Raw genomic sequence first — 24,228 nt, 5'->3', positions numbered from 1 at the left:
AATGAAAAGGTAGGGTTCGGCACAACATACTAAAGCGTGTGTAGACGAACAGACCAGTGATTATGCATTTTAAAATGATCACTCATTACTTTTACGGAAAGAAGGTAGCGATCATGGAATTGTGGTTTACAGAAAAGCAGACCCCTGTGTTCGGCATTACCGCAAAGATTAAGCAGACCTACGTCACGGAGCAAACGGATTTTCAGGACCTCGCAATGGTTGAAACCGAAGAATTCGGCAATATGCTAGTATTGGACGGCATGGTGATGACGACGGTTAAGGACGAGTTTGTATATCATGAAATGGCTGCACATCCGGCCTTGAACACTCATCCTGATCCGAAAAAAGTGTTGGTGGTTGGCGGTGGTGACGGCGGTGTAATCCGTGAAGTCATCAAACATGCGGCTGTAGAAAAAGCAGTTCTCGTCGAAATTGACGGTAAAGTGATCGAATATTCCAAAATGTATTTACCTGAAATCGCCGGCAAGCTCGATGAGCCGAACGTTGAAGTGCTCGTTAACGATGGTTACATGCATATTATTGAACATAAAGATGAGTACGATGTTATTATCGTAGACTCAACAGAACCTGTAGGCCCAGCTGCTCCGCTCTTCGAGCGCGGTTTCTATCAGGGGATCTATGAAGCACTCAAAGAAGACGGAATCTTCGTCGCCCAGACGGACAACCCTTGGTTTAAGGCGGATCTAATCCAGAAGGTGAACAAAGACGTCAAAGAAATCTTCCCGATCGTACATGTGTACGGCTGTAATATTCCAACCTACCCGAGTGGTCTATGGACATTTACCATGGGCAGCAAAAGGCATGATCCACTTAAGGTGGACGAGACTCGAATTCCGGAGATGGATACGAAGTATTATTCTCCGCGTCTGCACAAAGCGGCATTTGTACTTCCAAAATTCGTGGAAGATTTAACGAAATAAAGGGGAAATGAAAAATGAAACTGGATCAAGCTTATTCAGGAAACGTATTTATTTGCAGCTCTGAAGATTATGAAAACTCCAAAGCGGTCATCTACGGTATGCCGATGGACTACACGGTCAGCTTCCGCCCGGGTTCGCGTTTCGGCCCGGCTCATATCCGTCAGGCATCGGTTGGACTTGAAGAGTACAGCCCGTATCTGGATAAAAGTATCGTGGATATGACCTATTTCGATGCGGGAGATTTGTTGCTCCCTTTCGGTAACGCAGGACGCAGTCTTGAGGTTATCCATGAGTACATCGGTAGTCTGCTGGCAGATGACAAATTCCCGATTGGCTTGGGCGGCGAGCACCTCGTGACTTGGCCCGTGATTCAACAGATGTACAAGAAATATCCAGATCTGATCCTGATCCACATTGATGCACATGCAGACCTTCGCGAAAACTATGAAGGCGAGCCCCTGTCTCACTCCACACCTGTGCGTAAAGCTGCTGAACTGATGGGCGGTCAAAATATTTATCAGTTCGGTATCCGTTCGGGCTCCCGTGAAGAGTTCCAGTATGGCCGTGACAACATTAACTTCTATCCGTTTGAAGTAGCGGCTCCAATGAAGGAAGCTCTTCCGAAAATGGGCAACCGTCCAGTCTATGTAACGATCGACATCGACGTGCTTGATCCGTCTGCTGCACCAGGAACTGGAACAGCAGAAGCTGGTGGAATCACATCCAAAGAACTGCTTGAAGCGGTTCACATGATCGCTGGATCGGATGTGAATGTCGTGGGCTGTGACTTGGTGGAAGTAGCGCCGATCTATGATCCGACACAACAGACACAGATCGTAGCGGCCAAGTTGATTCGTGAAATGCTGCTTGGATTCGTGAAGTAAATATTTTTGCAATGCTGAATACACCTAAACGTATAAAGCGAGTATGAAATCCTCGTCTGTGCAGATGTGAACATCTGTGCAGGCGAGTTTTTGTTTTTATAGCAGGATAGTGGCCGATAAAAATGAATTATGCTAGGTTGAAAGTTAAGTTAAGTTAAGTTAAGTTAACTTAACTTATGTTTCGGGCTATGTTATACTGGACACATAAGAGTTTAGTAATATATTAATCAATGTATTACAGTCGTGAAGTATAGGGTGTGCGGGTTCGACCATATACTAAATAAAGAGTCATTATCGTTGGGGCGATAATGACTCTTAGGACCTGAAAGGCTGTGGATTGCCACGGCGTGCAAGAATTAAATAATGCTATTCAAGCAAAACCCACCGTCAGGCGTTCAACCTTATGAGGTGGGTTTTCGCTTTCTCTGAAGCTTTTTGCGTAACCAACGATACAGCTTTCGTCCACTCAGCACAATGCTGAGGATCGCAGCAATCCACCGGATTATATCAAGCAACGCCACAAGTTTGACCATCGACGTCACCCCCTCTCGGACAGCAACGCCGTGATCAGAAAACATCCACACTCAATCATGAGCCCATACTTCTAATTATAGCACATACGTTCCTGTTACTCTATCGTATAATAGACGTATGTGTATGTTGGGATCGTTTATCCAAAAATAAAAAAAACTCGGGTTAATGAATAAACCGGGTTACATAACGTATTGCACACCACTTTTAACCAGATGAACTCCATCATGGGTAAAGGTATTTTTTTTTCTTGCAAAATTGTCATCTTCGTTCACCCGAATTGTTACGATATGAAGCGTGATTTGGGGTAAAACGATAGAAGGAGGTGTTACCGATGAGAATCAAGACAACCAAGAACACCAAGACATGGAAACGAGCAAGTGTGATCACTCTAGTGCTTACACTATTATGGGGAATGGGGCAGGCGCATACATCACCTGATGCCAGCGCAGCACCTTTAACCGCAACATGCGGCACAGGAGATCATGGACTGACATCAGATTTGAAAAAGGGCAGTGGCGTGGAAGGACAGCAGCTACAATTCACGGATATCGATTTTCTGAATCAAACTACAGGACGGGCGGCAGGTAAAGGGTTCTTGATTGGAACTTCGAATGCAGGCTGTACTTGGCAATCCATATACACAGGACAGTGGCAGTTCGAACAATTAAACTTCCCAAATAACGTTACAGGATATGCACTGGCGGGCGTGAAGGGCTCCTCACTAACGTATCTCATTCGTACGGACGATGGGGGTTCACACTGGAAGAGACTGAGTACTCCAGGTGTTCCGCCGTTCAAGCGGATTGATTTCAGCGATAAAAATAACGGCTACGGATACAGCTATAACGGTGCATATCGAACGACCAATGGCGGTGTAACGTGGAGTAAAATGAATACGCCAGCCAACACCAGAGCCGCTACATTTAATACAGATAAGCTGGGGTATGCTGTTGTAGTTGTACCCGGGACAGGCTATAAGATCGAGAAGACAAGTAATGGAGGAAAGAGCTGGAATACAGCTCTTCAGGTGAAATCCGGTACATGGAACGGAGCAGACCTATATGCAAATGGATCACAGGTATGGGCTATCCTATATGGAGATGCGGGCATGTCCCAGCAATCTTACTCTTTGTACGCAAGTGGTGATCAAGGAGAGAGCTGGAGGCAGGTTTTCGCTCAATCGACAGCAGGCGCAGGGCCGGCACCCGGTGCCAGTCAAGAAGGGAAAGGAAGCGGCCCGGCTAATCCCGGTGGACATCCAGGCAACATGGCACTGATCGGTAACCAGACTGCATATCTCTCTGCTGGATCGCCAGCGACAGACAAGGTTGGAATTGGGCGTTCCTTTGATGGAGGTTCCACGTGGAAAAACATTGATCTGAAAATGGCAGGTTATCGTGCCCGTATCTCGTTCCCTACAACCAAGATCGGCTGGCTCGTTGTCACAAGTAAGAGCAGGCCTGCCGTCTATGAGACAACGGACGGTGGAATAACCTGGTCGGCAAAAATTTTATTTCACTCAGAACAGAATTAACAAGTTTTAAAATGAATTTATGTATTAGCTAATTCAAATCAAAGGTGTCTATATGAAATTTTGATTGGATTGGAGAGATATGATATCAAATATGCCCTTTTCCTGAAAATGAACATGGAAAAGGGCTTTTTTTATAGGAAATAAAAGGGTTGAAACCTGTCTCGAAACAGGTTATTGTAAGCGGTGACAACATACTTCAAGGAGGTTGGAATAATGGTTAATGTTATTTTAAAGGCTGATTCAGATAAAGGATTAATAAATCGCAATATATATGGTCACTTTTCCGAGCATTTGGGACGTTGTATTTACGAAGGATTATGGGTAGGAGAAGATTCACCTATTCCAAATACGGAAGGTATTCGGAACGATGTACTTACGGCACTTCAGAAGTTGAATATTCCCGTGCTTCGCTGGCCGGGTGGTTGTTTTGCTGACGAATACCACTGGAAGGATGGTGTAGGGCCCAAAAGCGAGCGTGCACGCATGATTAATACCCACTGGGGCGGCGTGGAGGAGAATAACCATTTTGGTACACATGAATTCATGAGGCTGTGTGAGTTGCTTGGTGCAGAACCGTATATCAGCGGTAACCTGGGTAGCGGAACGGTACAGGAAATGCAGGAATGGGTAGAGTACATTACGTTTGACGGTGAGTCTCCTATGGCGAACTGGCGGAAGCAAAATGGTCGTGACGAGCCGTGGAAGCTGAAATATTTTGGTGTGGGCAATGAGAACTGGGGTTGCGGCGGCAACATGCGTCCAGAGTATTATGCGGATGAATATCGCCGTTACGCTACATATGTACGTAATTATTCCGAAAATCAGATCTATAAAATTGCTTGTGGACCGAACGACAGCAACTATGAGTGGATGGAAGTGTTGATGCGGGAAGCGGCCCGTTTCATGGATGGCATCAGCCTTCATTATTACACGATTCCGACAGGCGTATGGGAAGACAAAGGGAATGCTACCGGTTTTGGAGAGGCTGAATGGTTCACTACATTGAAGAAAACGCTGTTCATGGATGAATTGCTTGTGAAGCACTCCGAGATCATGGACAAATATGATCCGGAAGGCCGGGTAGGTATTATCGTAGATGAGTGGGGAACATGGTACAACGTTGAACCAGGAACGAATCCGGGTTTTCTCTACCAGCAGAATACGATGCGGGATGCAGTGCTTGCAGCGGTGAACCTCAACATCTTCAATCAACATAACAAACGGGTGCATATGGCGAATCTGGCTCAGATCGTTAATGTGCTTCAATCGCTTGTATTTACTGAAGGGGATAAAATGCTCCTGACGCCGACGTACCATGTGTTCGATATGTATCAGGTCCATATGGATGCAAAGCGTCTGGATCTCAGTTATGAGAGCCCGGGGTATACATTTGGTGAGGAGACGATTCCGCAACTTAGCCTGTCTGCATCACGGAACAAAGACGGCGTTATTCATGTGACAGGATGTAATCTCAGTCATACGGATGAGCTTGAAGTAGTTGTGCAACTGGAGGCAGGTCAAGCGGCAAGCGTATCGGGGCAGTTGCTCCATAACACTGACTTTGGGGCATTTAATACGTTTGAACAGCCGGACCAGGTGAAACTTGTAGCTTGGGAAGGGCTTGTTTTGGAGAATAATACATTGCGTTTTGTATTGCCTCCGGCTTCCGTTGGTCTGGTCGCTGTTCAGGGGTGAGGTATGAAGCCGAGCAATTACCAATACCAACAGCAATCCCGTGAGGGAAGAAACGAGCCCTGTAAAGGGTGTGACAGCCAGTATGATATTCATATCAGTGATGCCAAAATGGCCCGTCTGGTGGAGATCGCCTCGCGCTCACGCACTACGGTGGAGGATGAGGAGTATGAGCGACGACTTGCGATCTGCTCGGGCTGTCCTGATCTGCAATATGGAACGACATGCCGGCACTGCGGTTGCCTTGTACAAGTGCGTGCGAAACTGGCCGATTCCACCTGTCCCTATCCGTATGCATCGCAGTGGTTATGAATAGGGTTCATCATTTTATATAATGAAGCAAGATGGCAAAATGTATGGAGTATGATAGTGAAGTGAATGAAGTGAGACAATGAAATTGATGTGAAGTGGGGGAGGGCTGCGCGGTATAGGTGCAGCCCTTCTTTTTGATGGTTGAAAAAAAACTCTGAATTTGGATTTGAATTGAGCGGGTGAACTGGATATAGTTATACAGTAGAGTGTAGGAGAGCAAGTTTATTCGGAATATGAGCGTGTATAGCGACACAACCATTCAGGAAGGGCTGTTCTCGCCAGCTGTCCTGATTTTGCGTCGCCTCGAATATAATGGAGGTTAACATTCATGTCGAAGATGCGACCGGTTCAGATCCGGCTGCACAGCCGTTATGAAGGGGAAGATGTACTGCAGGAAATGCAGGGAGAAGCTGTGGTCAAGGGAGCATACTTGTATGTTCGTTACGAAGAACCGCAGGCTGGGCCCGAGGGAGGCATAACCCGTACAACATTGAAGCTGGGCGGACAATCCATCAAGATTATACGTCATGGTGAGGTGGAGTCGGAGCAGACGTTCGAATTGAACCGTAAGCTTCCGGGCTTCTACCGTTCACCATATATGTCGTTTGCCCTGTCCACGCATACACAGAAGCTGGAGCTTTCCATTCAGGGATTGAGCGCACGCGCAGCGTGGAGCTACGACTTTTACCGCTTTGATGAAGAAGCCGGACATTTTGCGATTAGTTTGCATATACAGGAGGAACCAAATTCATGACACGTAATCCACTAGATACGATTAACGAACGGGTAAGTACAGCCATCGGCAATGCGATTGTTGCTGCCGGCATCGTAACACAGGAAGAGCTTCCAGCCATTACGCTTGAAGTGCCGCGCGAGAAGTCCCACGGTGATCTGGCTACCAATGCAGCAATGCAGTTGACCAAGATTGCTAAACGGAACCCTCGTCAGATTGCCGAGGAAATCATCGCCAACCTAAATCTTGAAGAAGCCGGAATTGAAAAGGCGGAGATTGCAGGACCAGGATTCATTAACTTCAAATTGAACAAGAGTTATCTCTATCCCGTGCTTAACTTGGTGCATGAGCAAGGCGAGAACTACGGAAGAATCGATGTTGGAGCGGGGAAAAAGGTGGAGATGGAATTTGTCAGCGCCAACCCGACAGGCAGTCTGCATCTGGGTCATGCCCGCGGAGCGGCTGTAGGCGACGCGCTGTGCAATATTCTTGATTACGCAGGTTACGATGTAACTCGTGAATATTACATTAATGATGCGGGTAACCAAGTGTTTAATCTGGCCCGTTCTATTGAGGCACGTTATTTGCAAGAACTCGGTCAAGAAGCCGAAATGCCGGAAGATGGCTACCATGGTGAAGACATTAAAGGTTTCGCGAAGGAACTGGTTGCTGAAAAAGGAGACAGCTTGCTGTCTATGCATCCGGGAGATCGCGCGGCATACTTCCGTGATTATGGTCTGGAGAAAGAACTCGACAAGATCAAACGTGACCTGAACCGCTTCCGTGTGAATTTCGATATCTGGTTCAGTGAAACATCGCTGTATGATAACGGTGAAGTACTTCGCGTGCTGGACGAGCTGCGTGACCGTAACGAAATTTATGAAAAAGACGGCGCAACTTGGCTGAAAACGATGCAATATGGTGATGACAAAGAGCGCGTTCTGATCAAAAACGACGGGACGTATACCTACCTGACGCCGGATATTGCATATCACCGCGATAAATACTCCCGTGGTTATGACACGATGATCAATATATGGGGAGCGGATCACCACGGATATATTCCGCGTATGAAAGCAGCAATGCAAGCGCTGGGCAACGATCCGGACAAACTGGTTGTCTTGATTGCACAGATGGTCAGCCTGTTCCAGAATGGTGAAAAGGTGAAAATGTCCAAACGTACAGGTAAAGCTGTAACGATGGAAGATCTGATGGATGAGGTTGGCATTGATGCCATTCGTTATTTCTTCACGATGCGTAGCATGGATTCCCATCTGGACTTTGACATGGATTTGGCGATTTCGACATCCAATGAAAATCCGGTATTCTACGTACAATATGCACATGCGCGTGTGTGCAGTGTGTATCGTCAAGCCGAAGAGCAAGGTATCGAGTTGTTGCCACTGGCACAGATCGATCTGTCCAAGCTGACTACCGAGCACGAGTATGACCTTCTTCGTAAAATGGGGGAATTGCCTGAAGAGATCGCTGCAGCGGCTACAGGTTATGCGCCGCATCGCATCATTCGTTATGTCTACGAACTGGCATCCCTGTTCCATAGTTACTACCGGGCTGACCGCGTCATTACCGAAGACGCGCAGCAGACCCAGGCGCGCCTGGCGCTGATCGGTGCCGTTCGCACCGTCATCGCGACAGCGCTCCGTCTGGTGGGCGTATCCGCACCAGACAAAATGTAATCCCTTCGGCCAAGTGGCGGGCAGCATCCTGCCGCTTAGCCGAAGGCGAAGTCTCCATGCCTCGCGCGAGCAGTTGCTTATGCGCGCGGGCATGGAGACTTTTTTGTGCCCGTGGCTGGCGGTGGCCAGCACCTGGCCCTTGCGGGTACTGGCGATGCTCGCCAGTACCCGCAAGGGCGCAGGCTTGCCGCCTGCCGCGGGCACCCGGCAGTGCCCTGCTATCGGCACAGCCGCAGGGCACTGCTTCAAGAGCAGGCTCGGTTGTGCCTGCTCTCGCTCTTGCCTGCCGCGCAAGGCGTGCCCGGCAGTGGCCGGCATCCGTTGCTGCGCAGCACAGGTGCTGGCGGCTTACAGCATGCGCCGCCAGGTCACCCCCCGCCCTCTTGCATCAGCTTGAGGGCGTCTAGCTCGCCACCGCGGATTTTACTCTTCGCGGTGGTGCTTTTGCGGGCGCGCAGGGGAACCGTCGCGCGCTTCACAAGCGTCTTGATCTCGGCTGGAGACAAGCCGGGATGTTTGGCGAGCAGCAGCGCGATCGCGCCGCTCACATGGGAGGTTGCCATGGATGTTCCACTCATCTCATGGTGCTTGCCCTGCACCCAGGAAGACACAATCTTGTCTCCGGGGGCATAGACATCCACATAAGCACCGCGATTGCTGAACGAAGCAATACGTCTGTTTTTGTCGGTAGCACCAACCGAGATGGTTTGCGGATATCGAGCGGGATAATCGATACTGCGGCGTTTACCGTCATTTCCTGACGAAGCCACAATGACGATTCCTGCATGATACGCACGGTTGACCACATCAAGCAAAGATTTACTCCGTGTTTTCATACCAAAACTCATATTGATAATATCCACCTTGTTGCGTACACACCAGTCGATACCGAGTACGATGTCCGAGACATAAGCAGAGCCGTTGTGATCGAAGGCTTTGACAGGGTAGATTATTGAACGCGGGGCAACGCCGATCATGCCTTCGGTACTGTTGGCTGCGGCAATGGTTCCTGCAATATGGGTACCGTGACCGTTGTCATCATGGGGAAGCAAGCTTCGGTTCAACAGATTAATGCCACGGGCAAGAGAGTATCGTAGATCAGGATGGTGGTAATCTGCTCCTGTATCAATAACACCAATTTTGATCCGGTGTCCTGTCGAAACAGACCATACTTTAGGGGCTCGAATCTGTTTCACACCCCAAGGTATGCCTTGAGGCGTGCTGGGTTTGTTGTGGAGTGCAGTAGAATGCAGCGAGACAGGAGTGTCTTCCTCTAACGTAATGTCATCCCCGTATCGATATAACACATCCGGGCTCTGGACAGGAGCGATGAGAGTTCTGGCAAGCCTTGAGGTTCGGACGCCTCCCAGATCGGTGAATTCATTGCGCATTCGGGATAATTCAACGAGACAGGCCTCGTACTGCTGCGGTTTGGCGAATCGAATCAGATAACGTCCCCCGTGTTCAGGCTCGGGGCATCTCATTCCGTCAATCAACTGATGCAATAAACCGGTATAGTCCATTATGGGCTGCCCCCTTCGGGATGAACATGCTGAGGTATTCTATGAATGCGCTCATCCCGGCGCATGGGGAACTTGCCCTTTTTTTATAAAAACACATTCTCTCCGTGTCAAAACGGGCGCAGGTACATATGATGGATGGAGGGCTAGAGGGCTCTTGCGGGGAACCTGGTGAGGAGCAATCCTACGAGGGTATACAGTCAGAAGGCGGAGGGGACTCCGTCTTTTACATATGATTTGGGCTTTTGTTCATAGTGATAGCGTACATGTTATTCATTGCTTCCTTATCATTCTGTCGATCAAGATGAGCAGATTGCGATATGGATCAAAGGACGGATGTGTAAATATGGGACATGCTTACATAAAAACTTGCTTTTTAACGCTAAATAGGTTTTACTTAGGTTTGTTAATGGATATGTTATACGTAACGATCCAGTTTGCAGGGGATATAAAGCGAATTATGTGTGAGAGGAAGTGTCTTCAGTGAGTACCTCGCTCAATTTGAAAATTGATAAAGAAAAGGTAAGAGAGATCCCTTTGGTGGATCTGGCCTTTATGGTGCTGAAAGCGGCAAACACGCCGTATTACTACCGGGATCTGATGAATGAGGTAGCGAAACAGCGCGGAATGACAGATGAAGAGATCAACGAGTATATCGCCCAGCTGTATACCGAAATTAATATCGATGGCCGGTTTGCTTGCGTCGGTACGAGTCTTTGGGGATTGAAACGCTGGTATCCGGTTGCTGGAACAGAAGATTCCATGACGGGTGCGAAGCGTCCGCGTATCATCAACGATGAAGATGATGATCTGGAAGATGAAGACTTCGGTGAAGAGGACGACAGCTACAACAGTGACGAAGACTTCGACAGCACAGATGATGATCAAGACGAAGATGATGACGATGATGACGACGATGATGACATCTTCGATGAAGACGACGGTGAAGAAGAAGTACTGGTTGAAGATGACGATTTGGAAGACGAAGACCTCGAAGAAGACGATGAAGAGTCCGAAGACGAGGATGAATTTGACGACGATTCCGATAATCGGTAATCCTTTTTGCTGACGAAAAAATGCCCGTTTTTTCCCCGATAGTCAGCCTTGACAGCAGACGGGGTAACGGGTAAACTATTGCATGGGCTTATGAATGAGCGACAATATATTTATGTTTTTTTAGAGAAAGTGCCCCGTCCTGCGGGAGTACTTTCTTTTTGTATTTTTAGAGGCAGAATGATGCCAAACGATTACTTTTCCGACTGCTTCCGGCCAAACCTTTTCGGCCTGTTTTTTGTATGTTCAAACAAAGAAAATGGAACTGCCGACGAGGTTTGTAGCGGGGACAAGCGTGGATGAAGGCTCCCGGAAAGTTTGCATTATTTTAGCCAGGAATGATGTGTTAGTTAAAGCCGTCTTCGCTGGAAAGAGCAGTTGGTAGATGCAGTTAATTTCTTCCATTGCTCTTTTTAACGATGATTACCTGGGAAACGGGTTACGATAACACCATATATCGCCTGAATTTCTGTACTTATATTAGGAGGGTAATAACAGTGACAAAGTATATTTTCGTGACGGGCGGAGTTGTGTCCTCCCTGGGCAAAGGGATTACAGCAGCCTCGCTGGGCAGATTGCTGAAGAACAGAGGACTCAAAGTAACAATCCAGAAATTCGATCCATACATCAATATTGACCCGGGAACCATGAGTCCTTATCAACATGGTGAGGTATTCGTAACGGATGATGGCGCAGAGACGGATCTGGACCTTGGCCACTACGAACGTTTTATCGACATCAATCTTTCCAAAAACAGCAATGTCACGACAGGTAAAGTGTACTCTTCCGTAATCAGCAAAGAGCGTCGCGGAGAGTATCTGGGCGGTACAGTTCAAGTTATTCCACATATCACCAACGAGATTAAAGAGCGTGTATTCCGCGCTGGACGTGAAGCGGGTTCGGATGTTGTTATTACCGAGATTGGTGGAACCGTGGGTGACATCGAGAGTTTGCCGTTCCTGGAAGCGATTCGTCAGATCAAGAGTGATGTAGGTCGTGACAACGTGATGTACATTCACGTTACACTGATTCCGTATATCAAAGCAGCGGGTGAAGTCAAAACAAAACCGACACAACACAGTGTGAAGGAATTGCGCAGCATCGGTATCCAACCAAACGTTATCGTTTGCCGTACGGAATATGAGCTGTCCAAGGACATGAAAGCCAAAATCGCGCTTTTCTGTGATATTGACGAGAATGCGGTAGTTGAATGCCGTGATGCGAGCACGTTGTATGAAGTACCACTGAACCTTCGTGAAGAAGGTCTGGATGAGATCGTGGTTAACCATCTGAAGCTGACTACTCCTGCACCGGATATGAGCGAGTGGGAAGGCCTGGTGAACCGGATCAGCAAGCTGGAGCGTACGGTCGAGATTGCGATCGTCGGTAAATATGTAGCGTTGCATGATGCTTATCTAAGTGTTGTAGAGTCCTTGTCACATGCAGGGTTTGCATCCAATGCGGACGTGAAGATCCGCTGGGTTCCTTCTGAAGATATTACCGATGAGAATGTAGGCGACATGTTGCATGGTGTCGGTGGCATCCTTGTTCCTGGCGGTTTCGGTGATCGCGGTATCGAAGGCAAAGTATCGGCAATCCGTTATGCACGTGAGAAAAACATTCCGTTCTTCGGAATTTGCCTTGGCATGCAGGTTTCTGTCATTGAATATGCACGCTCCATCGTTGGGTTGAGCGGTGCCAACAGTTCGGAGATTAACCCGGCTACCGAGTTCCCGGTAATCGATCTGTTGCCTGAGCAAAAAGATATCGAAAATCTGGGTGGCACGATGCGTCTTGGTTTGTACCCTTGTAAGCTGCAGGAAGGTTCTTTGGCGATGTCTTGTTACGATGATGAATTGGTATATGAAAGACACCGTCACCGGTATGAGTTCAACAATGAATACCGTGAAGCGATTGAAAAAGCGGGTCTTGTTATTTCCGGCACATCACCGGATGGACGCCTGGTTGAGATTGTGGAGCTTCCTGGACACCCTTGGTTCCTGGCAGTGCAGTTCCACCCGGAATTCACTTCCCGTCCGAACCGTCCGCAGCCATTGTTCCGTGAGTTTGTGAAAGCTTCTCTGGAGAACGCGGTGAAATAATAAATTTAATCATTGAAATACCGAGTATTACAAGGATGTTTCCGGTTGCTGTTATAGCGCGGAAGCATCCTTTTCTTTTTAGTAAAGATGTAGATTGAATTACCCTTCGTCAATTTGAGATAATTAAAGGATTTATGTGGAAGAGGTTTGAGATAGTAGAAGGATTTTACTGGAAGAGGTAGAATACTTATCATGACGACTATGGGATAGTTATCCAGATGTAATGTGTATATGCTTTCCTAATTCTAGGAGGTTACAGCGTGGAAGAGAAAAAAGTTCTGATTGTCGATGACCAAAACGGTATTCGTATTCTACTGATGGAAGTGTTCAGCAGCGAAGGGTATAACACATTTCAGGCGGCGAACGGCAAGATTGCGCTCGAAATCGTCAATAAGGACAAGCCGGACCTGGTTTTGCTGGATATGAAAATTCCGGGGATGGACGGGCTTGAAATACTGAAGCATATCAAGGAGATTGACCCTGATATCAAGGTTATTATGATGACGGCGTATGGAGAACTTGACATGATCAAGGAAGCTACCGATCTTGGTGCACTCATGCATTTTACGAAACCGTTTGATATCGATGAGATGCGCGTGGCCGTCAATATGCAACTTCGCAATGGCGCTGCGAACAAATGCAGCTAAATCCTGTCGATACAGGATTTTTTTGCGTCAACTACCAGGAGCATGTAATCATGAGAAAATGGGGTATTTCACCTGTTATTGTAGGGAATATTGGAAATGGTAACGTCATCATGCCGTGTCTGTGAAAGCTGTGCTGCAAAGCACAGCATTTTTGCAAAAGCTTGTTTAGTATTTGACATGGGATGTGGTATAATAAGCCCGTATGTGATTTCGGCTAAAAACCATAGACACAACCCAAACCCCTAGGAGGATTGAAACCATGCCATTAGTATCTATGACAGACATGTTGAACAAAGCACTTGAAGGAAAATACGCAGTTGGTCAATACAACATCAACAACCTTGAGTGGACTCAAGCGATTCTTGCTGCCGCTGAAGAAGAGAAATCCCCAGTAATTCTGGGCGTATCCGAAGGTGCAGCACGTCACATGGGCGGCTTTACTACTGTAGTTAAAATGGTAGAAGGACTCTTGATTGACATGAAAATTTCCGTACCAGTTGCAATCCACCTGGATCACGGTTCAAGCTTCGACAAATGTAAAGAAGCAATCGATGCTGGCTTTACATCCGTTATGATCGACGGTTCCCATCACCCAATCGATGAGAACATCGAAATGACTAAAAAAGTGGTTGAATATGCACACGCTAAAGGCGTTTCTGTAGAAGCTGAAGTTGGTACTGTGGGCGGACAAGAAGACGACGTTATCGGTGGTATTCAATACGCTGACCTGAACGAATGTATCCGCATCGTTAAAGAAACAGGTATCGATACTTTGGCACCAGCTCTGGGTTCCGTTCACGGTCCTTACCAAGGCGAGCCAAACCTCGGCTTCAAAGAAATGGAAGAAGTTCGTGACGCGGTACAAGTTCCGCTCGTATTGCACGGTGGTACAGGTATTCCTAAGCACGATATCGATAAAGCAATCTCTTTGGGTACTTCCAAAATCAACGTGAACACAGAGAACCAAATCTCGTTCACAAAAGCAGTTCGTGAAGTACTTGCAGCAAAACCAAACGCTTACGATCCACGTACGTTCATCGTACCAGGCCGTGATGCAATCAAAGAAACTGTTAAAGGTAAAATCCGTGAGTTTGGTTCCAACAACAAAGCGTAATTGATCTTTAAAAGTTCCATACTGTGAAATGGAAGAACACCGCCTAGCCGGTGTCTTTCCATTTTCACACCTTATTTCTACATCGTTAGCCATCAGCACGTATTGCCGTTCATCGGCTGCAAAACACGTAGGGGGACATTAAGCTTTATGGAAAAATTAATGATTAGTGGCGGACGTCCGTTACAGGGAACTGTAACTATAAGCGGTGCCAAAAACAGCGCCATTGCGCTTATTCCTGCAGCATTGCTTGCCGAGTCAGAGGTCGTGTTGGATAACTTGCCATTACTCAGTGACGTGGCCGTATATGCAGAAATTTTGGAGGAACTTGGAGCGCGTGTGACTTGGGAAGGCAGTCAGATGAAAATCGACCCTTCTGATATTAAATCCATTCCGATGCCAAACGGTCCTGTGAAGAAGCTTCGTGCGTCGTATTATATGATGGGAGCACTGCTTGGACGTTTTAAAGAAGCAACAATAGGTTTGCCTGGAGGTTGTAATTTTGAACCTCGTCCAATTGATCAACATATCAAAGGGTTTGAAGCGCTTGGCGCAACCGTAACGAACGAACATGGCTCTATCCATTTGTATGCCAAAGAGCTACGCGGAGCTAAAATATATCTTGATGTAAGCAGTGTTGGTGCAACCATCAACATTATGCTGGCGGCCACTCGTGCCAAAGGCTCTACAATTATTGAAAATGCGGCTAAAGAGCCTGAGATTATAGATGTAGCAACACTTTTGAATTCCATGGGTGCCAGCATCAAAGGTGCCGGTACAGAAACGATTCGAATCGAAGGGGTCTCGGAGCTTAAGGGTTGCCGTCACTCCATTATTCCGGATCGGATTCAAGCGGGTACGTACATGATCGCTGCGGCGGCCACGCGCGGAGACGTGCTCATTGATAATGTTATTCCCAAACATCTGGAGGCTTTAACAGCCAAGTTGCTGGAGATGGGAGTAGGTATCGAGGAGCTGGACGAAAGTATTCGGGTTATTGGACGTCCGCAGTACAGTCATGTTGATGTAAAGGCACTGGTATATCCAGGGTTCCCGACTGACCTGCAGTCCCCGATGACCAGTGTATTAACACAAGCGAACGGCGTAAGTGTACTGAGCGACTTTGTATACAGCAATCGCTTCAAACATGTGCCTGAGCTGGTTCGTATGGGTGCCAAAATTCGTGTAGAAGGCCGATCAGCCATTATTGAAGGCAGTGCACTGAATGCGGCTAAAGTCAAAGCGTCGGATCTTCGTGCTGGTGCGGCACTTGTCATAGCAGGGCTTACCGTCAGTGAAGGAGTTACTGAGGTGACGGGGGTTGAGTTTATTGATCGTGGTTACGATCATTTGGTGACCAACCTACGTTTGCTTGGTGCAGACGTGTGGCGGGAAACCGAATAGATATTGATTAAGGCGGCATCGCAAACATTTCCGCTTGATGCGTGTTTTGTAGCGGTGCTGCATAACCTATAGTAGAATGGGGTATACTATTCTAATAGATTTTGCATTCTCTTCCGGATATGATGAACTGTAACAGGTTCTTGTTCCGGAGGGTCTTTTTTTGAAATAATCATCATAAGGCTTTATGAACACATCTTTCCTTATATTGTTTTTGAAAATCATTCCCTTTCTCCAATCCCCGGATTTGTTTGAACCTGCGCTTCATAGCCGGTCTTCCCGGATCGATCGCCCCATGTTTGGAGTTCACTCATTAAGGATTATGCCATGTAATGGCCATTCCACCCGGAAAACTTACACACCAAGACATGTATTTGCATTATAACGGTTACATTCCGTACAATGGATAGAAGAGATTGTGGTAGAACTGCTTTCTATGGCTTGAATTAGCTAACGAAACTATCCATTTCACGGACTCATTAATTGAATAGGTGGTTATTATATGGATCTGCAAATTTCCGATTTGGAAGAAATGAAATTAACGGACCTCTATAAGCTGGCGAAAAAATACCAGATTCCTTATTACGGGACCCTTAAAAAGAAAGAGTTAATCTTTGCTATACTCCGTGCACAAGCGGAACAAAGTGGTTTGATGTTTATGCAGGGCGTGCTCGAGATTTTACCTGAAGGTTACGGCTTCTTGAGGCCAATTAACTATTTGCCAAGCACGGAAGATATTTATATCTCAGCCTCACAGATTCGCAAGTTTGATCTACGGACGGGTGACCTTGTATCAGGTAAGTGTCGAACGCCAAAAGAAAATGAGAGATATTTCGGTCTGTTGCAAGTTAACGCTGTGAATGGTGAGAATCCATCGGCGGCTGCGGAGAGACTTCACTTCCCGGCATTAACCCCATTGTATCCGCAGAAGAAACTGGTTCTTGAAACATCCCCGAACCATTTATCCACACGTATTATGGATGTGCTTGCCCCTGTAGGATTGGGACAACGTGGATTGATCGTAGCACCTCCCAAAGCCGGTAAAACGCTTCTCCTTAAAGAAATTGCCAACAGCATCTCAACTAACAATCCAGAAATTGAACTTTTTGTCCTGTTGATTGATGAACGTCCAGAAGAAGTAACGGATATGTCTCGTTCGGTAAAAGGGGAAGTTGTTGCTTCCACGTTTGATGAGCTGCCCGAGAATCATATTAAAGTAGCGGAACTGGTGCTGGAGCGCGCATTGCGTTTGGTTGAAGCCAAAAAGGATGTCGTGATTTTGCTGGATAGTATTACACGTCTGGCCCGTGCATATAACCTGGTGATTCCGCCATCTGGACGTACATTAAGTGGTGGTATCGATCCAGCAGCATTCCATCGTCCAAAACGTTTCTTTGGTTCTGCTCGTAATGTGGAAGAAGGCGGCAGTTTGACCATTCTGGCAACAGCGTTAATTGATACGGGATCACGTATGGATGACATCATTTATGAAGAATTTAAAGGCACGGGGAATATGGAGCTCCATCTGGATCGCAAATTGGCTGAACGCCGCATTTTCCCTGCCATCGATATTCGCCGTTCGGGTACACGCCGTGAAGAGGTATTGCTTAGCAAGGAAGAGCTGGATACGATCTGGGCTATTCGTAAAAATATGAATGATTCCCATGACTTCGTTGAAGGTTTCCTGAAGAAACTTCGCAACAGTAAAACGAATGCCGAGTTCCTGGCTGCATTCGATGCAGCTGGCAATGCGCCCTCCAGCAATGCTGGAACGACGACAACTCGCCGTTCGCCAAGACAAACGGCTACATCAGGAACATCGAATTAACATTTGAACCGCAGTTGAACTCGTATAACGTGGCCATGATCGTTGTAAGATAAAGATGTGGCTGACTTATTATGAACTGACTGCAATATAATATACTCGTCGTCAGGTTTAACCCAATAGATGTGAGGAGAACATCATGTATTTAGTATACGCAGATGAAAAAGGTAATGTTTTTGATCATCCCTCCCTGTACGGACTCGCCCGTAGCGGAGATATGATTGTGGAGATCATGGAGGATGAGTTAATTCCTCTGCCGGACGGTGCAACATTGGTTGGTCTTCCAAGCACCCGTCCTATTGGCATGGACCCGGATACCGGCGAGATGTTGCCGTTGCCGAGTGATACACAAGCTGTAGGGGCTCTGTTGCCGCAAGGTTTTACGCGTCTGTGCCTGCCGGGGTATGTGAAAACGGATAAGGATTACAAGCTGCCGTTGTTTGGATACTCGGCTGTCGTTTGGAAAGATGGCGGTTTCTACGTTACGGCTTCCCAGTCCGATATTCCGGAGAAATGGAATCCGATGAACTGTGATCGTGACGATGTGCGCTCCGGTGTTAAACGATTTACGGAGAAGTATCCAGAGAACCGTTTGTACACCCATCTGTCCAATTGTGCACTGGGTTATGAGTGTCTCACGTCTTCCAACACATTTTTGAATCGCTGGGAAGGCGGCGTTCCTGTATCGTACTCATGTAATGCTGGTTGTTTCGGTTGTATCTCTGAACAGCCGGATGACAGTGGCTTTGTATCACCTCAGACACGGATGAATTTCCGTCCTCGTGTGGATGAGATCGTTGAAGTGATGCTGGAACATCTGAAAACACCTGAATCTATTATTAGCTTTGGACAGGGATGTGAAGGTGAACCTTCCACACAGGCCAAGCTGATTATTGAAGCTATTCGCGAAGTGCGCTCCATTACGGATATGGGGTATATCAACATCAACACCAATGCTGGCCTGAATGATCATATTCGCGGCATTGTGGACGCAGGACTGGATCTGATGCGTGTGAGTACGATCAGTGCGCTGGATGATCATTACAACGCATATTACAAACCTCGTGGATATACACTGGCTAATGTGGAGAAGTCCATGAAGTACGCTGCGGAGCAGGGAGTATATACGTCCATTAACTATCTAATCTTCCCGGGTGTAACGGATCGTGAGGAAGAGATCGAGGCAATGGTTGAATTTGCACGCCGCACCAACCTGCGTTTGATTCAGATGCGTAACCTGAATATTGACCCGGAGAGCTATCTGGAGTTAATTCCACCAGCACAGGGCGATATTTTGGGAATGAAGCAGATGCTGGAGATTTTTGCGGAAGAGTTGCCGGATGTTGTCATCGGGTCTTATACGCATGTTCCACCAGCAGGGATGGCTCGCCCTAAAAAGCTGATTACCTCTTGAATGAATTAGATTGCAACCGGGTTTAGGCCGTGTTATAATCTGCTGTGTTGTGCCATTTACTCTGGGTCCGCTTGAGGCTCAGGGCGGAAAGAGGTGAAAGGTAATGAAAGAAGCAATTCATCCTAAATACACGATTGGTCAAGTATCCTGCGCATGCGGTAATACTTTTGAGGCTGGTTCGGTTAAAGACGGACTTCGTGTAGAGATTTGCTCCGCGTGCCACCCGTTCTTCACAGGTAAACAGAAGTTTATCGATGCTGGCGGCCGTGTGGATCGTTTCAAAAAGAAATACGGAATCTAATCGTACAATTCCTTGTGAATTGTCTAATTATTGTATCCCAATCACCCCTGCTGTTTTGGCAGGGGTTTTTAGTTGCTTATCAGAGTGTAGTGGGGTTTCCATTTTCCAGCTGGTTGCATTTTGGACTACCTTACGTTATACTATTTCTTACCGTGCTAGATGGGGAGGTAGCGGTGCCCTGTAACTCGCAATCCGCTATAGCGAGGTTGAATTCCTGTTAGAGGTTTTGTCGATGTGAGGTTTGGTCCCTGAACGTGGTGTTGACGGTTGGGTCCTCCGCAATGAGTACTCATGAACCTGGTCAGGTCCGGAAGGAAGCAGCCATAAGTGAGATCACTCTTGTGCCGGAGGGTTGCCTAGCCTGAGCTATTGTTCAGGGGTGCCGCTTGGATCGCAAATATCGATAGCAGGTGCACGGCTTAACCTTTTAAATTTGTAGAGACCTTTGCAGTAGTATAAACGCAAGGGTCTCTTTTGATTGTTGAAAAAACTGTGTATGAAATGAGTCAGATAAAGTTTGGATTCACTCTGGAATATAGTATAATGGGGTGACGACAACGGACTCGAATGCGAAGTGGAAGGAAGGTAACGCATCATGGAGCATATCGCGTTATACCGGGCGTGGCGTCCTCAGTCATTCCAGGATATGGTTGGACAACAACATATTATTCAGACCTTGCAGAACGCGATTCGTGAACAGCGGACTTCCCACGCTTATTTGTTTAGCGGTCCCCGAGGGACGGGGAAGACAAGTGCGGCCAAAATATTGGCCAAAGCTGTAAACTGTGAACGCGGACCTGTAACTGAGCCTTGTAACGAATGTGAGGCTTGCCGTCGAATTACGAACGGCGCTGTTATGGATGTGCAGGAGATTGATGCTGCCTCTAATCGGGGCGTCGAGGAGATCCGTGACCTTCGGGAAAAGGTAAAGTATGCACCTACCGAAGTCCGGCAGAAGGTTTATATTATTGATGAAGTGCACATGTTGACGACAGAAGCGTTCAATGCTTTGCTTAAAACATTGGAGGAGCCGCCGCCACATGTAATGTTTATTTTGGCAACGACAGAACCGCATCGTCTGCCTGCTACCATTATATCGCGTTGTCAGCGATTTGATTTTCGCCGTGTATCTCTGGAAGAACAGACAGCCAGATTGGCTTTGATCTGTGAGCAGGAAGGGATGGAAGCGGATCATGATGCGTTGCAGTACATCGCCCGTCTATCTGATGGTGGGATGAGGGATGCGCTCAGTGTGCTGGATCAAATCTCTTCATTTACCGATGGAAAAGTAACGTATCAGCAGGTTATGGATATGACAGGCGGTATTCCTTCCGAACAATTTGCCAAGCTCGCAGCCTCTTTACTCAAAGGGGATGTCGGTCATATTTTGCAGATGATCGAAGGCTTTATGCACGAAGGCAAGAGTGCGGACAAATGTATGGAGAATCTGCTCTACTATTTCCGGGATTTGCTGATGATCAAGATGGTGCCGGATGCAGACAAACTTACGGATCGGGTGTTGAACCCGGAATCGTTTCGAGATATGGCGGAATCGTTTACGAAGGAACAGTTGTTTCAGATGATCGATACGCTGAATCGGTACCAGAGTGAGATGAAATATGCAGTTCAGCCACAGACATTATTTGAAGTGGCTTTGCTTAAACTGTGTAGTATCCCGGCTATGGGCGGAGCCGCTTCGTCGGTTGGAGTGCCTTCTCCTTCTGCGCCAGCTGATGCTGGTGAGATTAACCGACTTAAACAGAAGCTTGCTGAGCTGGAGAAAAAGCTAGATCGGGCGCTCAAGAGTGGTCTGTCAGGTGGGGATGCGGCTTCAAATGCTCCTGCACGACCGGCAACACGTGCGCCAATGTCCAGAGCGAACGCTCCGGTGAAGCTTCCGGCGAATTTGGATCAATATATTGCGCGAAAAGGGTCTCCTGAATTCACGGAGATCAGCAAAAAGTGGAGCCAGATTCTGCAACGTGTCAAAGAGGAGAAAGTTACGGTTCATGCCTGGTTTATGGATGGAGAGCCGGTTTCACTACTCGAAGACAATGTGCTGGTTGCTTTTAAGAACAACATTCACCGGGAAACAACGGAAAAACAGGCGAATCGTGATGTCATTGAGCGGGTGCTTTCGGAACAGCTTGGGCGTCCGGCTCGACTTGTGACGATGATGCTTAGAGACTGGACGGGTGCGATGGAAGGAGCTTCTGAAACGCCAAAGGAGGATTTTAAGCTTGAACCAGAGCATGAAGACGGTGGTTCAGGTGATAAACAGCCTTGGATTGATGAAGCTATTCAGTTATTTGGCGAAGATCTCGTAGTCATTAAAGAGTAGTACATTGAGATGTAGTGTGTATAATTTGAGATAACTATATTATAAGGAGATGACGGATATGAATAACATGAACCAAATGATGAAACAAGTGAAGAAAATGCAGGAGCAAATGTTGAAGGCGCAGGAAGAACTCGCGGACAAAACGGTTCAAGGTACTTCTGGCGGCGGAGTGGTAACAGCTGAAGTTAATGGACATAAAAAACTGCTCGCTATCACGATCAAGCCTGAAGCCGTAGATCCGGATGATGTTGAAATGCTTCAAGACCTTGTCATGACTGCTGTGAATGATGCTTTGACCAAAGCGGATGAAATTGCCAATCAGGATATGGGTAAATTCACGGGCGGCATGAAAATTCCGGGGTTATTTTAATATAAACTGATCCTGTCAAAAGGAGACACAACCGATTGTATTATCCTGAACCGATAGCCAAGCTGATCGATGCCTTCACCCGTCTTCCTGGGGTGGGTCCGAAGACAGCGGCTCGTTTAGCTTTTCATGTGCTTAACATGAAGGAAGATGACGTTATTGATTTTGCCAAAGCGCTCGTGAGCGTGAAGCGTAATCTCCATTACTGTTCTGTGTGCTGTAATATTACAGATACGGACCCTTGCCGGATATGTCAGGATAAGTCGAGAGATGTATCCGTCATCTGTGTAGTCCAAGATTCGAAAGATCTGGTAGCTATGGAGCGGACTAAGGAATTCGATGGGTACTACCATGTGTTGCAGGGGGCAATTTCTCCAATGGAGGGAATTGGCCCGGATGATATACGCTTGAAAGAGCTGTTAACTCGTTTGAGTGATGAGCGGGTAAAAGAATTGATTTTGGCGACTAATCCCAATATTGAGGGAGAAGCTACGGCAATGTACATTTCCCGTCTAGTGCGTCCTTTTGAAATTAGTGTGACCCGTATTGCTCACGGATTACCCGTGGGCGGCGATCTGGAGTATGCAGATGAAGTTACACTTTCGAAGGCGCTGGAAGGGCGCAGAGAGATGCGCTAATGTATCTAGTTGCGTGTGAGCTTGATAAGGGTGTCGTTCGTATAGAAGACAATCCAATAAATTGATTTACATTGCAAGAGAGAGCTATGAGCTCTCTCTTTTTTTATTTTAAAAGTAGATGTCCAAGTTCTAAGTTTGTCCCTTCCTTGATATGTATGAGAGTGTGCTATACGGATGGATAAGGGAGGGTGTTTATGTTGATATGGCGAAAAAAGCGAAGCTTAAGGGACGGAAAGAAGAGAGAGCTGGCGAAACTGGAGGCGGAGTTGGTTTATGCGGATGTGCAGAAGGCCAAGCAAGAGTGGGAACGTGCGATGCGACAGTTTGATGATGCTCTGGGAGAGGATGAGATCGATTATGCCATCTATGTGCTTGAAGCGGCCGAGAGAAAATACCAAATTCATTTGAAGCGGGCCAAACGGTTGATTGGGATGGGTGTGGCTACTACCGATCGAGAACTCAGTGTGTAATTACTGTGAGGTAGCTAAGTACACAGGTGATTTTATATATAGCTGGAGGTGGAACGTATGAAGAGTGTTATTCTGGGAAGCATATTGGTTGCCTCTCTGTTGGCATTGGTTATTATTTTGTTTAGAAAACGCTTGGGATTATCAATCTTTACATCAATCGGAATTCATGTGGTGCTTGCGGCCGCTGGGATATATATCGTAAATTACTCAGGTTGGATAACAGGGATTTATATCCCGTTGAACCCTGCAACAATAGGCACAGTTACGGTTCTGGGACTCCCGGGGGTTGGTCTGTTATTGGGGTTGAAAATTTCTTTATTCGGGTAGTTGACTAGCGAGCGTTATATATGGTACATTATATCTCGTTGCTTTGCTTGCTTGGTTACACGCTTTGCTTGAAACAAATGAAGTTCATTACGAACTTCAAAAATAATTTCAAAAAAGGCTTGACCAAAACAAACGAAGTATGATATATTATAAAAGTCGCCGCTGAGACAAAATGGTGACGAAAAAAGAAGTTTGATCTTTGAAAACTGAACAACGAGTGAGTAAACATTCTGCTTGCAGAATGACGTGAAGGTTTTGATACGTGCCGTATGGCTGTATGAAAACTGGAACACAAATGAGATTTTTGATCTCGTCAGATTCAAAATGAGCTTATCGCTCTTTTCAATACTTTATTGGAGAGTTTGATCCTGGCTCAGGACGAAC

Annotated in this window: 22 protein-coding genes and 1 other RNA gene; 21 read left to right on the top strand and 2 right to left on the bottom strand. The window is 46.9% G+C overall.

Annotated elements, in window-relative coordinates:
• The first annotated feature begins 113 nt into the window (after positions 1-113).
• Together speE and speB are read left to right on the top strand one after the other, a co-directional pair.
• Positions 114-941, top strand: coding sequence for a polyamine aminopropyltransferase (gene speE / locus FS818_RS27670; RefSeq protein WP_145336546.1), 828 nt, complete (start codon positions 114-116; stop codon positions 939-941).
• Positions 942-955: 14 nt separating this feature from the next.
• Entirely contained in the window at positions 956-1,825 is an 870-nt protein-coding gene (speB, locus tag FS818_RS27665; RefSeq protein WP_145336544.1) for an agmatinase, read from the top strand.
• A gap of 401 nt (positions 1,826-2,226) precedes the next feature.
• Here the strand turns inward: speB and FS818_RS29450 are convergent, their stop codons facing one another.
• Complete coding sequence (locus FS818_RS29450) at positions 2,227-2,358, bottom strand: hypothetical protein (RefSeq protein ID WP_260989985.1); 132 nt, start codon at positions 2,356-2,358, stop codon at positions 2,227-2,229.
• Positions 2,359-2,690: 332 nt separating this feature from the next.
• On the opposite strand from FS818_RS29450, the gene FS818_RS27660 reads away from it, so the two are divergent.
• From FS818_RS27660 to argS, 5 genes are all read left to right on the top strand, one after another.
• Positions 2,691-3,893, top strand: a complete 1,203-nt coding sequence (locus tag FS818_RS27660) for a WD40/YVTN/BNR-like repeat-containing protein (protein WP_145336542.1) — start codon at positions 2,691-2,693, stop codon at positions 3,891-3,893.
• A 213-nt stretch (positions 3,894-4,106) separates the two neighbouring features.
• Complete coding sequence (locus tag FS818_RS27655; RefSeq protein WP_145336541.1) at positions 4,107-5,588, top strand: alpha-N-arabinofuranosidase; 1,482 nt, start codon at positions 4,107-4,109, stop codon at positions 5,586-5,588.
• A gap of 3 nt (positions 5,589-5,591) precedes the next feature.
• Positions 5,592-5,897 carry a DUF6171 family protein gene (locus FS818_RS27650; RefSeq protein WP_222128683.1) on the top strand — a complete coding sequence of 102 codons (306 nt, stop codon included), beginning with the start codon at positions 5,592-5,594 and terminating at the stop codon, positions 5,895-5,897.
• Positions 5,898-6,225: 328 nt separating this feature from the next.
• Complete coding sequence (locus FS818_RS27645; protein ID WP_090924869.1) at positions 6,226-6,651, top strand: YwiB family protein; 426 nt, start codon at positions 6,226-6,228, stop codon at positions 6,649-6,651.
• On the top strand, positions 6,648-8,327 hold the full coding sequence (gene argS / locus FS818_RS27640) for an arginine--tRNA ligase (RefSeq protein ID WP_145336539.1): 1,680 nt from the start codon (positions 6,648-6,650) through the stop codon (positions 8,325-8,327). The genes FS818_RS27645 and argS overlap by 4 nt, the downstream gene beginning before the upstream one ends.
• Positions 8,328-8,695: 368 nt before the next feature.
• On the opposite strand, the gene FS818_RS27635 is transcribed toward argS, so the two are convergent.
• A complete protein-coding gene (locus FS818_RS27635; RefSeq protein ID WP_145336536.1) occupies positions 8,696-9,850 on the bottom strand; it encodes a S8 family peptidase in 1,155 nt (384 codons plus the stop codon).
• 480 nt (positions 9,851-10,330) lie between these two features.
• Here FS818_RS27635 and rpoE point away from each other — a divergent pair, with 480 nt between their 5' ends.
• The 14 genes from rpoE to FS818_RS27565 all read left to right on the top strand — a co-directional run bounded on the left by rpoE (position 10,331) and on the right by FS818_RS27565 (position 23,844).
• Positions 10,331-10,903 carry a DNA-directed RNA polymerase subunit delta gene (gene rpoE / locus FS818_RS27630; RefSeq protein ID WP_145336534.1) on the top strand — a complete coding sequence of 191 codons (573 nt, stop codon included), beginning with the start codon at positions 10,331-10,333 and terminating at the stop codon, positions 10,901-10,903.
• Between the two features lie 494 nt (positions 10,904-11,397).
• A complete protein-coding gene (locus FS818_RS27625; protein WP_145336531.1) occupies positions 11,398-13,002 on the top strand; it encodes a CTP synthase in 1,605 nt (534 codons plus the stop codon).
• Between the two features lie 260 nt (positions 13,003-13,262).
• The gene (locus tag FS818_RS27620) at positions 13,263-13,649 is read left to right on the top strand and encodes a response regulator (protein ID WP_090924863.1); all 387 of its coding nucleotides are present in this window, start codon (positions 13,263-13,265) and stop codon (positions 13,647-13,649) included.
• A gap of 259 nt (positions 13,650-13,908) precedes the next feature.
• Complete coding sequence (fba, locus tag FS818_RS27615; protein WP_145336530.1) at positions 13,909-14,763, top strand: class II fructose-1,6-bisphosphate aldolase; 855 nt, start codon at positions 13,909-13,911, stop codon at positions 14,761-14,763.
• 147 nt (positions 14,764-14,910) lie between these two features.
• Positions 14,911-16,164: a UDP-N-acetylglucosamine 1-carboxyvinyltransferase gene (locus tag FS818_RS27610; protein ID WP_145336528.1), complete on the top strand. Its 1,254-nt coding sequence runs from the start codon at positions 14,911-14,913 to the stop codon at positions 16,162-16,164.
• Between the two features lie 499 nt (positions 16,165-16,663).
• The gene (gene rho / locus FS818_RS27605) at positions 16,664-17,989 is read left to right on the top strand and encodes a transcription termination factor Rho (RefSeq protein WP_145336526.1); all 1,326 of its coding nucleotides are present in this window, start codon (positions 16,664-16,666) and stop codon (positions 17,987-17,989) included.
• 136 nt (positions 17,990-18,125) lie between these two features.
• On the top strand, positions 18,126-19,400 hold the full coding sequence (locus FS818_RS27600; protein WP_145336524.1) for a radical SAM family protein: 1,275 nt from the start codon (positions 18,126-18,128) through the stop codon (positions 19,398-19,400).
• A 103-nt stretch (positions 19,401-19,503) separates the two neighbouring features.
• Positions 19,504-19,701, top strand: coding sequence for a 50S ribosomal protein L31 (rpmE, locus tag FS818_RS27595; protein WP_145336518.1), 198 nt, complete (start codon positions 19,504-19,506; stop codon positions 19,699-19,701).
• A 150-nt stretch (positions 19,702-19,851) separates the two neighbouring features.
• An RNA gene (ffs, locus tag FS818_RS27590) (signal recognition particle sRNA large type) lies at positions 19,852-20,119 on the top strand.
• A gap of 177 nt (positions 20,120-20,296) precedes the next feature.
• The gene (gene dnaX, locus FS818_RS27585) at positions 20,297-22,042 is read left to right on the top strand and encodes a DNA polymerase III subunit gamma/tau (protein WP_145336516.1); all 1,746 of its coding nucleotides are present in this window, start codon (positions 20,297-20,299) and stop codon (positions 22,040-22,042) included.
• 58 nt (positions 22,043-22,100) lie between these two features.
• The gene (locus FS818_RS27580) at positions 22,101-22,412 is read left to right on the top strand and encodes a YbaB/EbfC family nucleoid-associated protein (protein ID WP_090924857.1); all 312 of its coding nucleotides are present in this window, start codon (positions 22,101-22,103) and stop codon (positions 22,410-22,412) included.
• A gap of 35 nt (positions 22,413-22,447) precedes the next feature.
• Positions 22,448-23,047, top strand: coding sequence for a recombination mediator RecR (recR, locus tag FS818_RS27575; protein WP_062329683.1), 600 nt, complete (start codon positions 22,448-22,450; stop codon positions 23,045-23,047).
• A 194-nt stretch (positions 23,048-23,241) separates the two neighbouring features.
• Positions 23,242-23,517: a DUF2508 family protein gene (locus tag FS818_RS27570; RefSeq protein WP_145336514.1), complete on the top strand. Its 276-nt coding sequence runs from the start codon at positions 23,242-23,244 to the stop codon at positions 23,515-23,517.
• 57 nt (positions 23,518-23,574) lie between these two features.
• Entirely contained in the window at positions 23,575-23,844 is a 270-nt protein-coding gene (locus tag FS818_RS27565) for a pro-sigmaK processing inhibitor BofA family protein (RefSeq protein ID WP_145336512.1), read from the top strand.
• Positions 23,845-24,228 lie beyond the last annotated feature (384 nt).

It is taken from the genome of Paenibacillus xylanexedens (assembly GCF_007680605.1).
Taxonomy (GTDB): Bacteria; Bacillota; Bacilli; order Paenibacillales; family Paenibacillaceae; genus Paenibacillus; species Paenibacillus xylanexedens_B.
Note: the sequence above shows the minus strand (reverse complement) of the source record. Positions and strands in the feature narration are given on the sequence as shown.

What these genes read in the sequence shown, in the direction of transcription:
- argS (WP_145336539.1), top strand. Translation starts at nt 6,648, where the DNA reads ATGACACGTAATCCACTAGATACGATTAACGAACGGGTAAGTACAGCC.
- fba (WP_145336530.1), top strand. Translation starts at nt 13,909, where the DNA reads ATGCCATTAGTATCTATGACAGACATGTTGAACAAAGCACTTGAAGGA.
- speE (WP_145336546.1), top strand. Translation starts at nt 114, where the DNA reads ATGGAATTGTGGTTTACAGAAAAGCAGACCCCTGTGTTCGGCATTACC.
- FS818_RS27610 (WP_145336528.1), top strand. Translation starts at nt 14,911, where the DNA reads ATGGAAAAATTAATGATTAGTGGCGGACGTCCGTTACAGGGAACTGTA.
- FS818_RS27565 (WP_145336512.1), top strand. Translation starts at nt 23,575, where the DNA reads ATGAAGAGTGTTATTCTGGGAAGCATATTGGTTGCCTCTCTGTTGGCA.
- FS818_RS27645 (WP_090924869.1), top strand. Translation starts at nt 6,226, where the DNA reads ATGTCGAAGATGCGACCGGTTCAGATCCGGCTGCACAGCCGTTATGAA.
- rpmE (WP_145336518.1), top strand. Translation starts at nt 19,504, where the DNA reads ATGAAAGAAGCAATTCATCCTAAATACACGATTGGTCAAGTATCCTGC.
- FS818_RS27600 (WP_145336524.1), top strand. Translation starts at nt 18,126, where the DNA reads ATGTATTTAGTATACGCAGATGAAAAAGGTAATGTTTTTGATCATCCC.
- FS818_RS27635 (WP_145336536.1), bottom strand. Translation starts at nt 9,850, where the DNA reads ATGGACTATACCGGTTTATTGCATCAGTTGATTGACGGAATGAGATGC.
- FS818_RS27650 (WP_222128683.1), top strand. Translation starts at nt 5,592, where the DNA reads ATGAAGCCGAGCAATTACCAATACCAACAGCAATCCCGTGAGGGAAGA.
- FS818_RS27570 (WP_145336514.1), top strand. Translation starts at nt 23,242, where the DNA reads ATGTTGATATGGCGAAAAAAGCGAAGCTTAAGGGACGGAAAGAAGAGA.
- FS818_RS27655 (WP_145336541.1), top strand. Translation starts at nt 4,107, where the DNA reads ATGGTTAATGTTATTTTAAAGGCTGATTCAGATAAAGGATTAATAAAT.
- FS818_RS27660 (WP_145336542.1), top strand. Translation starts at nt 2,691, where the DNA reads ATGAGAATCAAGACAACCAAGAACACCAAGACATGGAAACGAGCAAGT.
- rho (WP_145336526.1), top strand. Translation starts at nt 16,664, where the DNA reads ATGGATCTGCAAATTTCCGATTTGGAAGAAATGAAATTAACGGACCTC.
- FS818_RS27580 (WP_090924857.1), top strand. Translation starts at nt 22,101, where the DNA reads ATGAATAACATGAACCAAATGATGAAACAAGTGAAGAAAATGCAGGAG.
- dnaX (WP_145336516.1), top strand. Translation starts at nt 20,297, where the DNA reads ATGGAGCATATCGCGTTATACCGGGCGTGGCGTCCTCAGTCATTCCAG.
- speB (WP_145336544.1), top strand. Translation starts at nt 956, where the DNA reads ATGAAACTGGATCAAGCTTATTCAGGAAACGTATTTATTTGCAGCTCT.
- FS818_RS29450 (WP_260989985.1), bottom strand. Translation starts at nt 2,358, where the DNA reads ATGGTCAAACTTGTGGCGTTGCTTGATATAATCCGGTGGATTGCTGCG.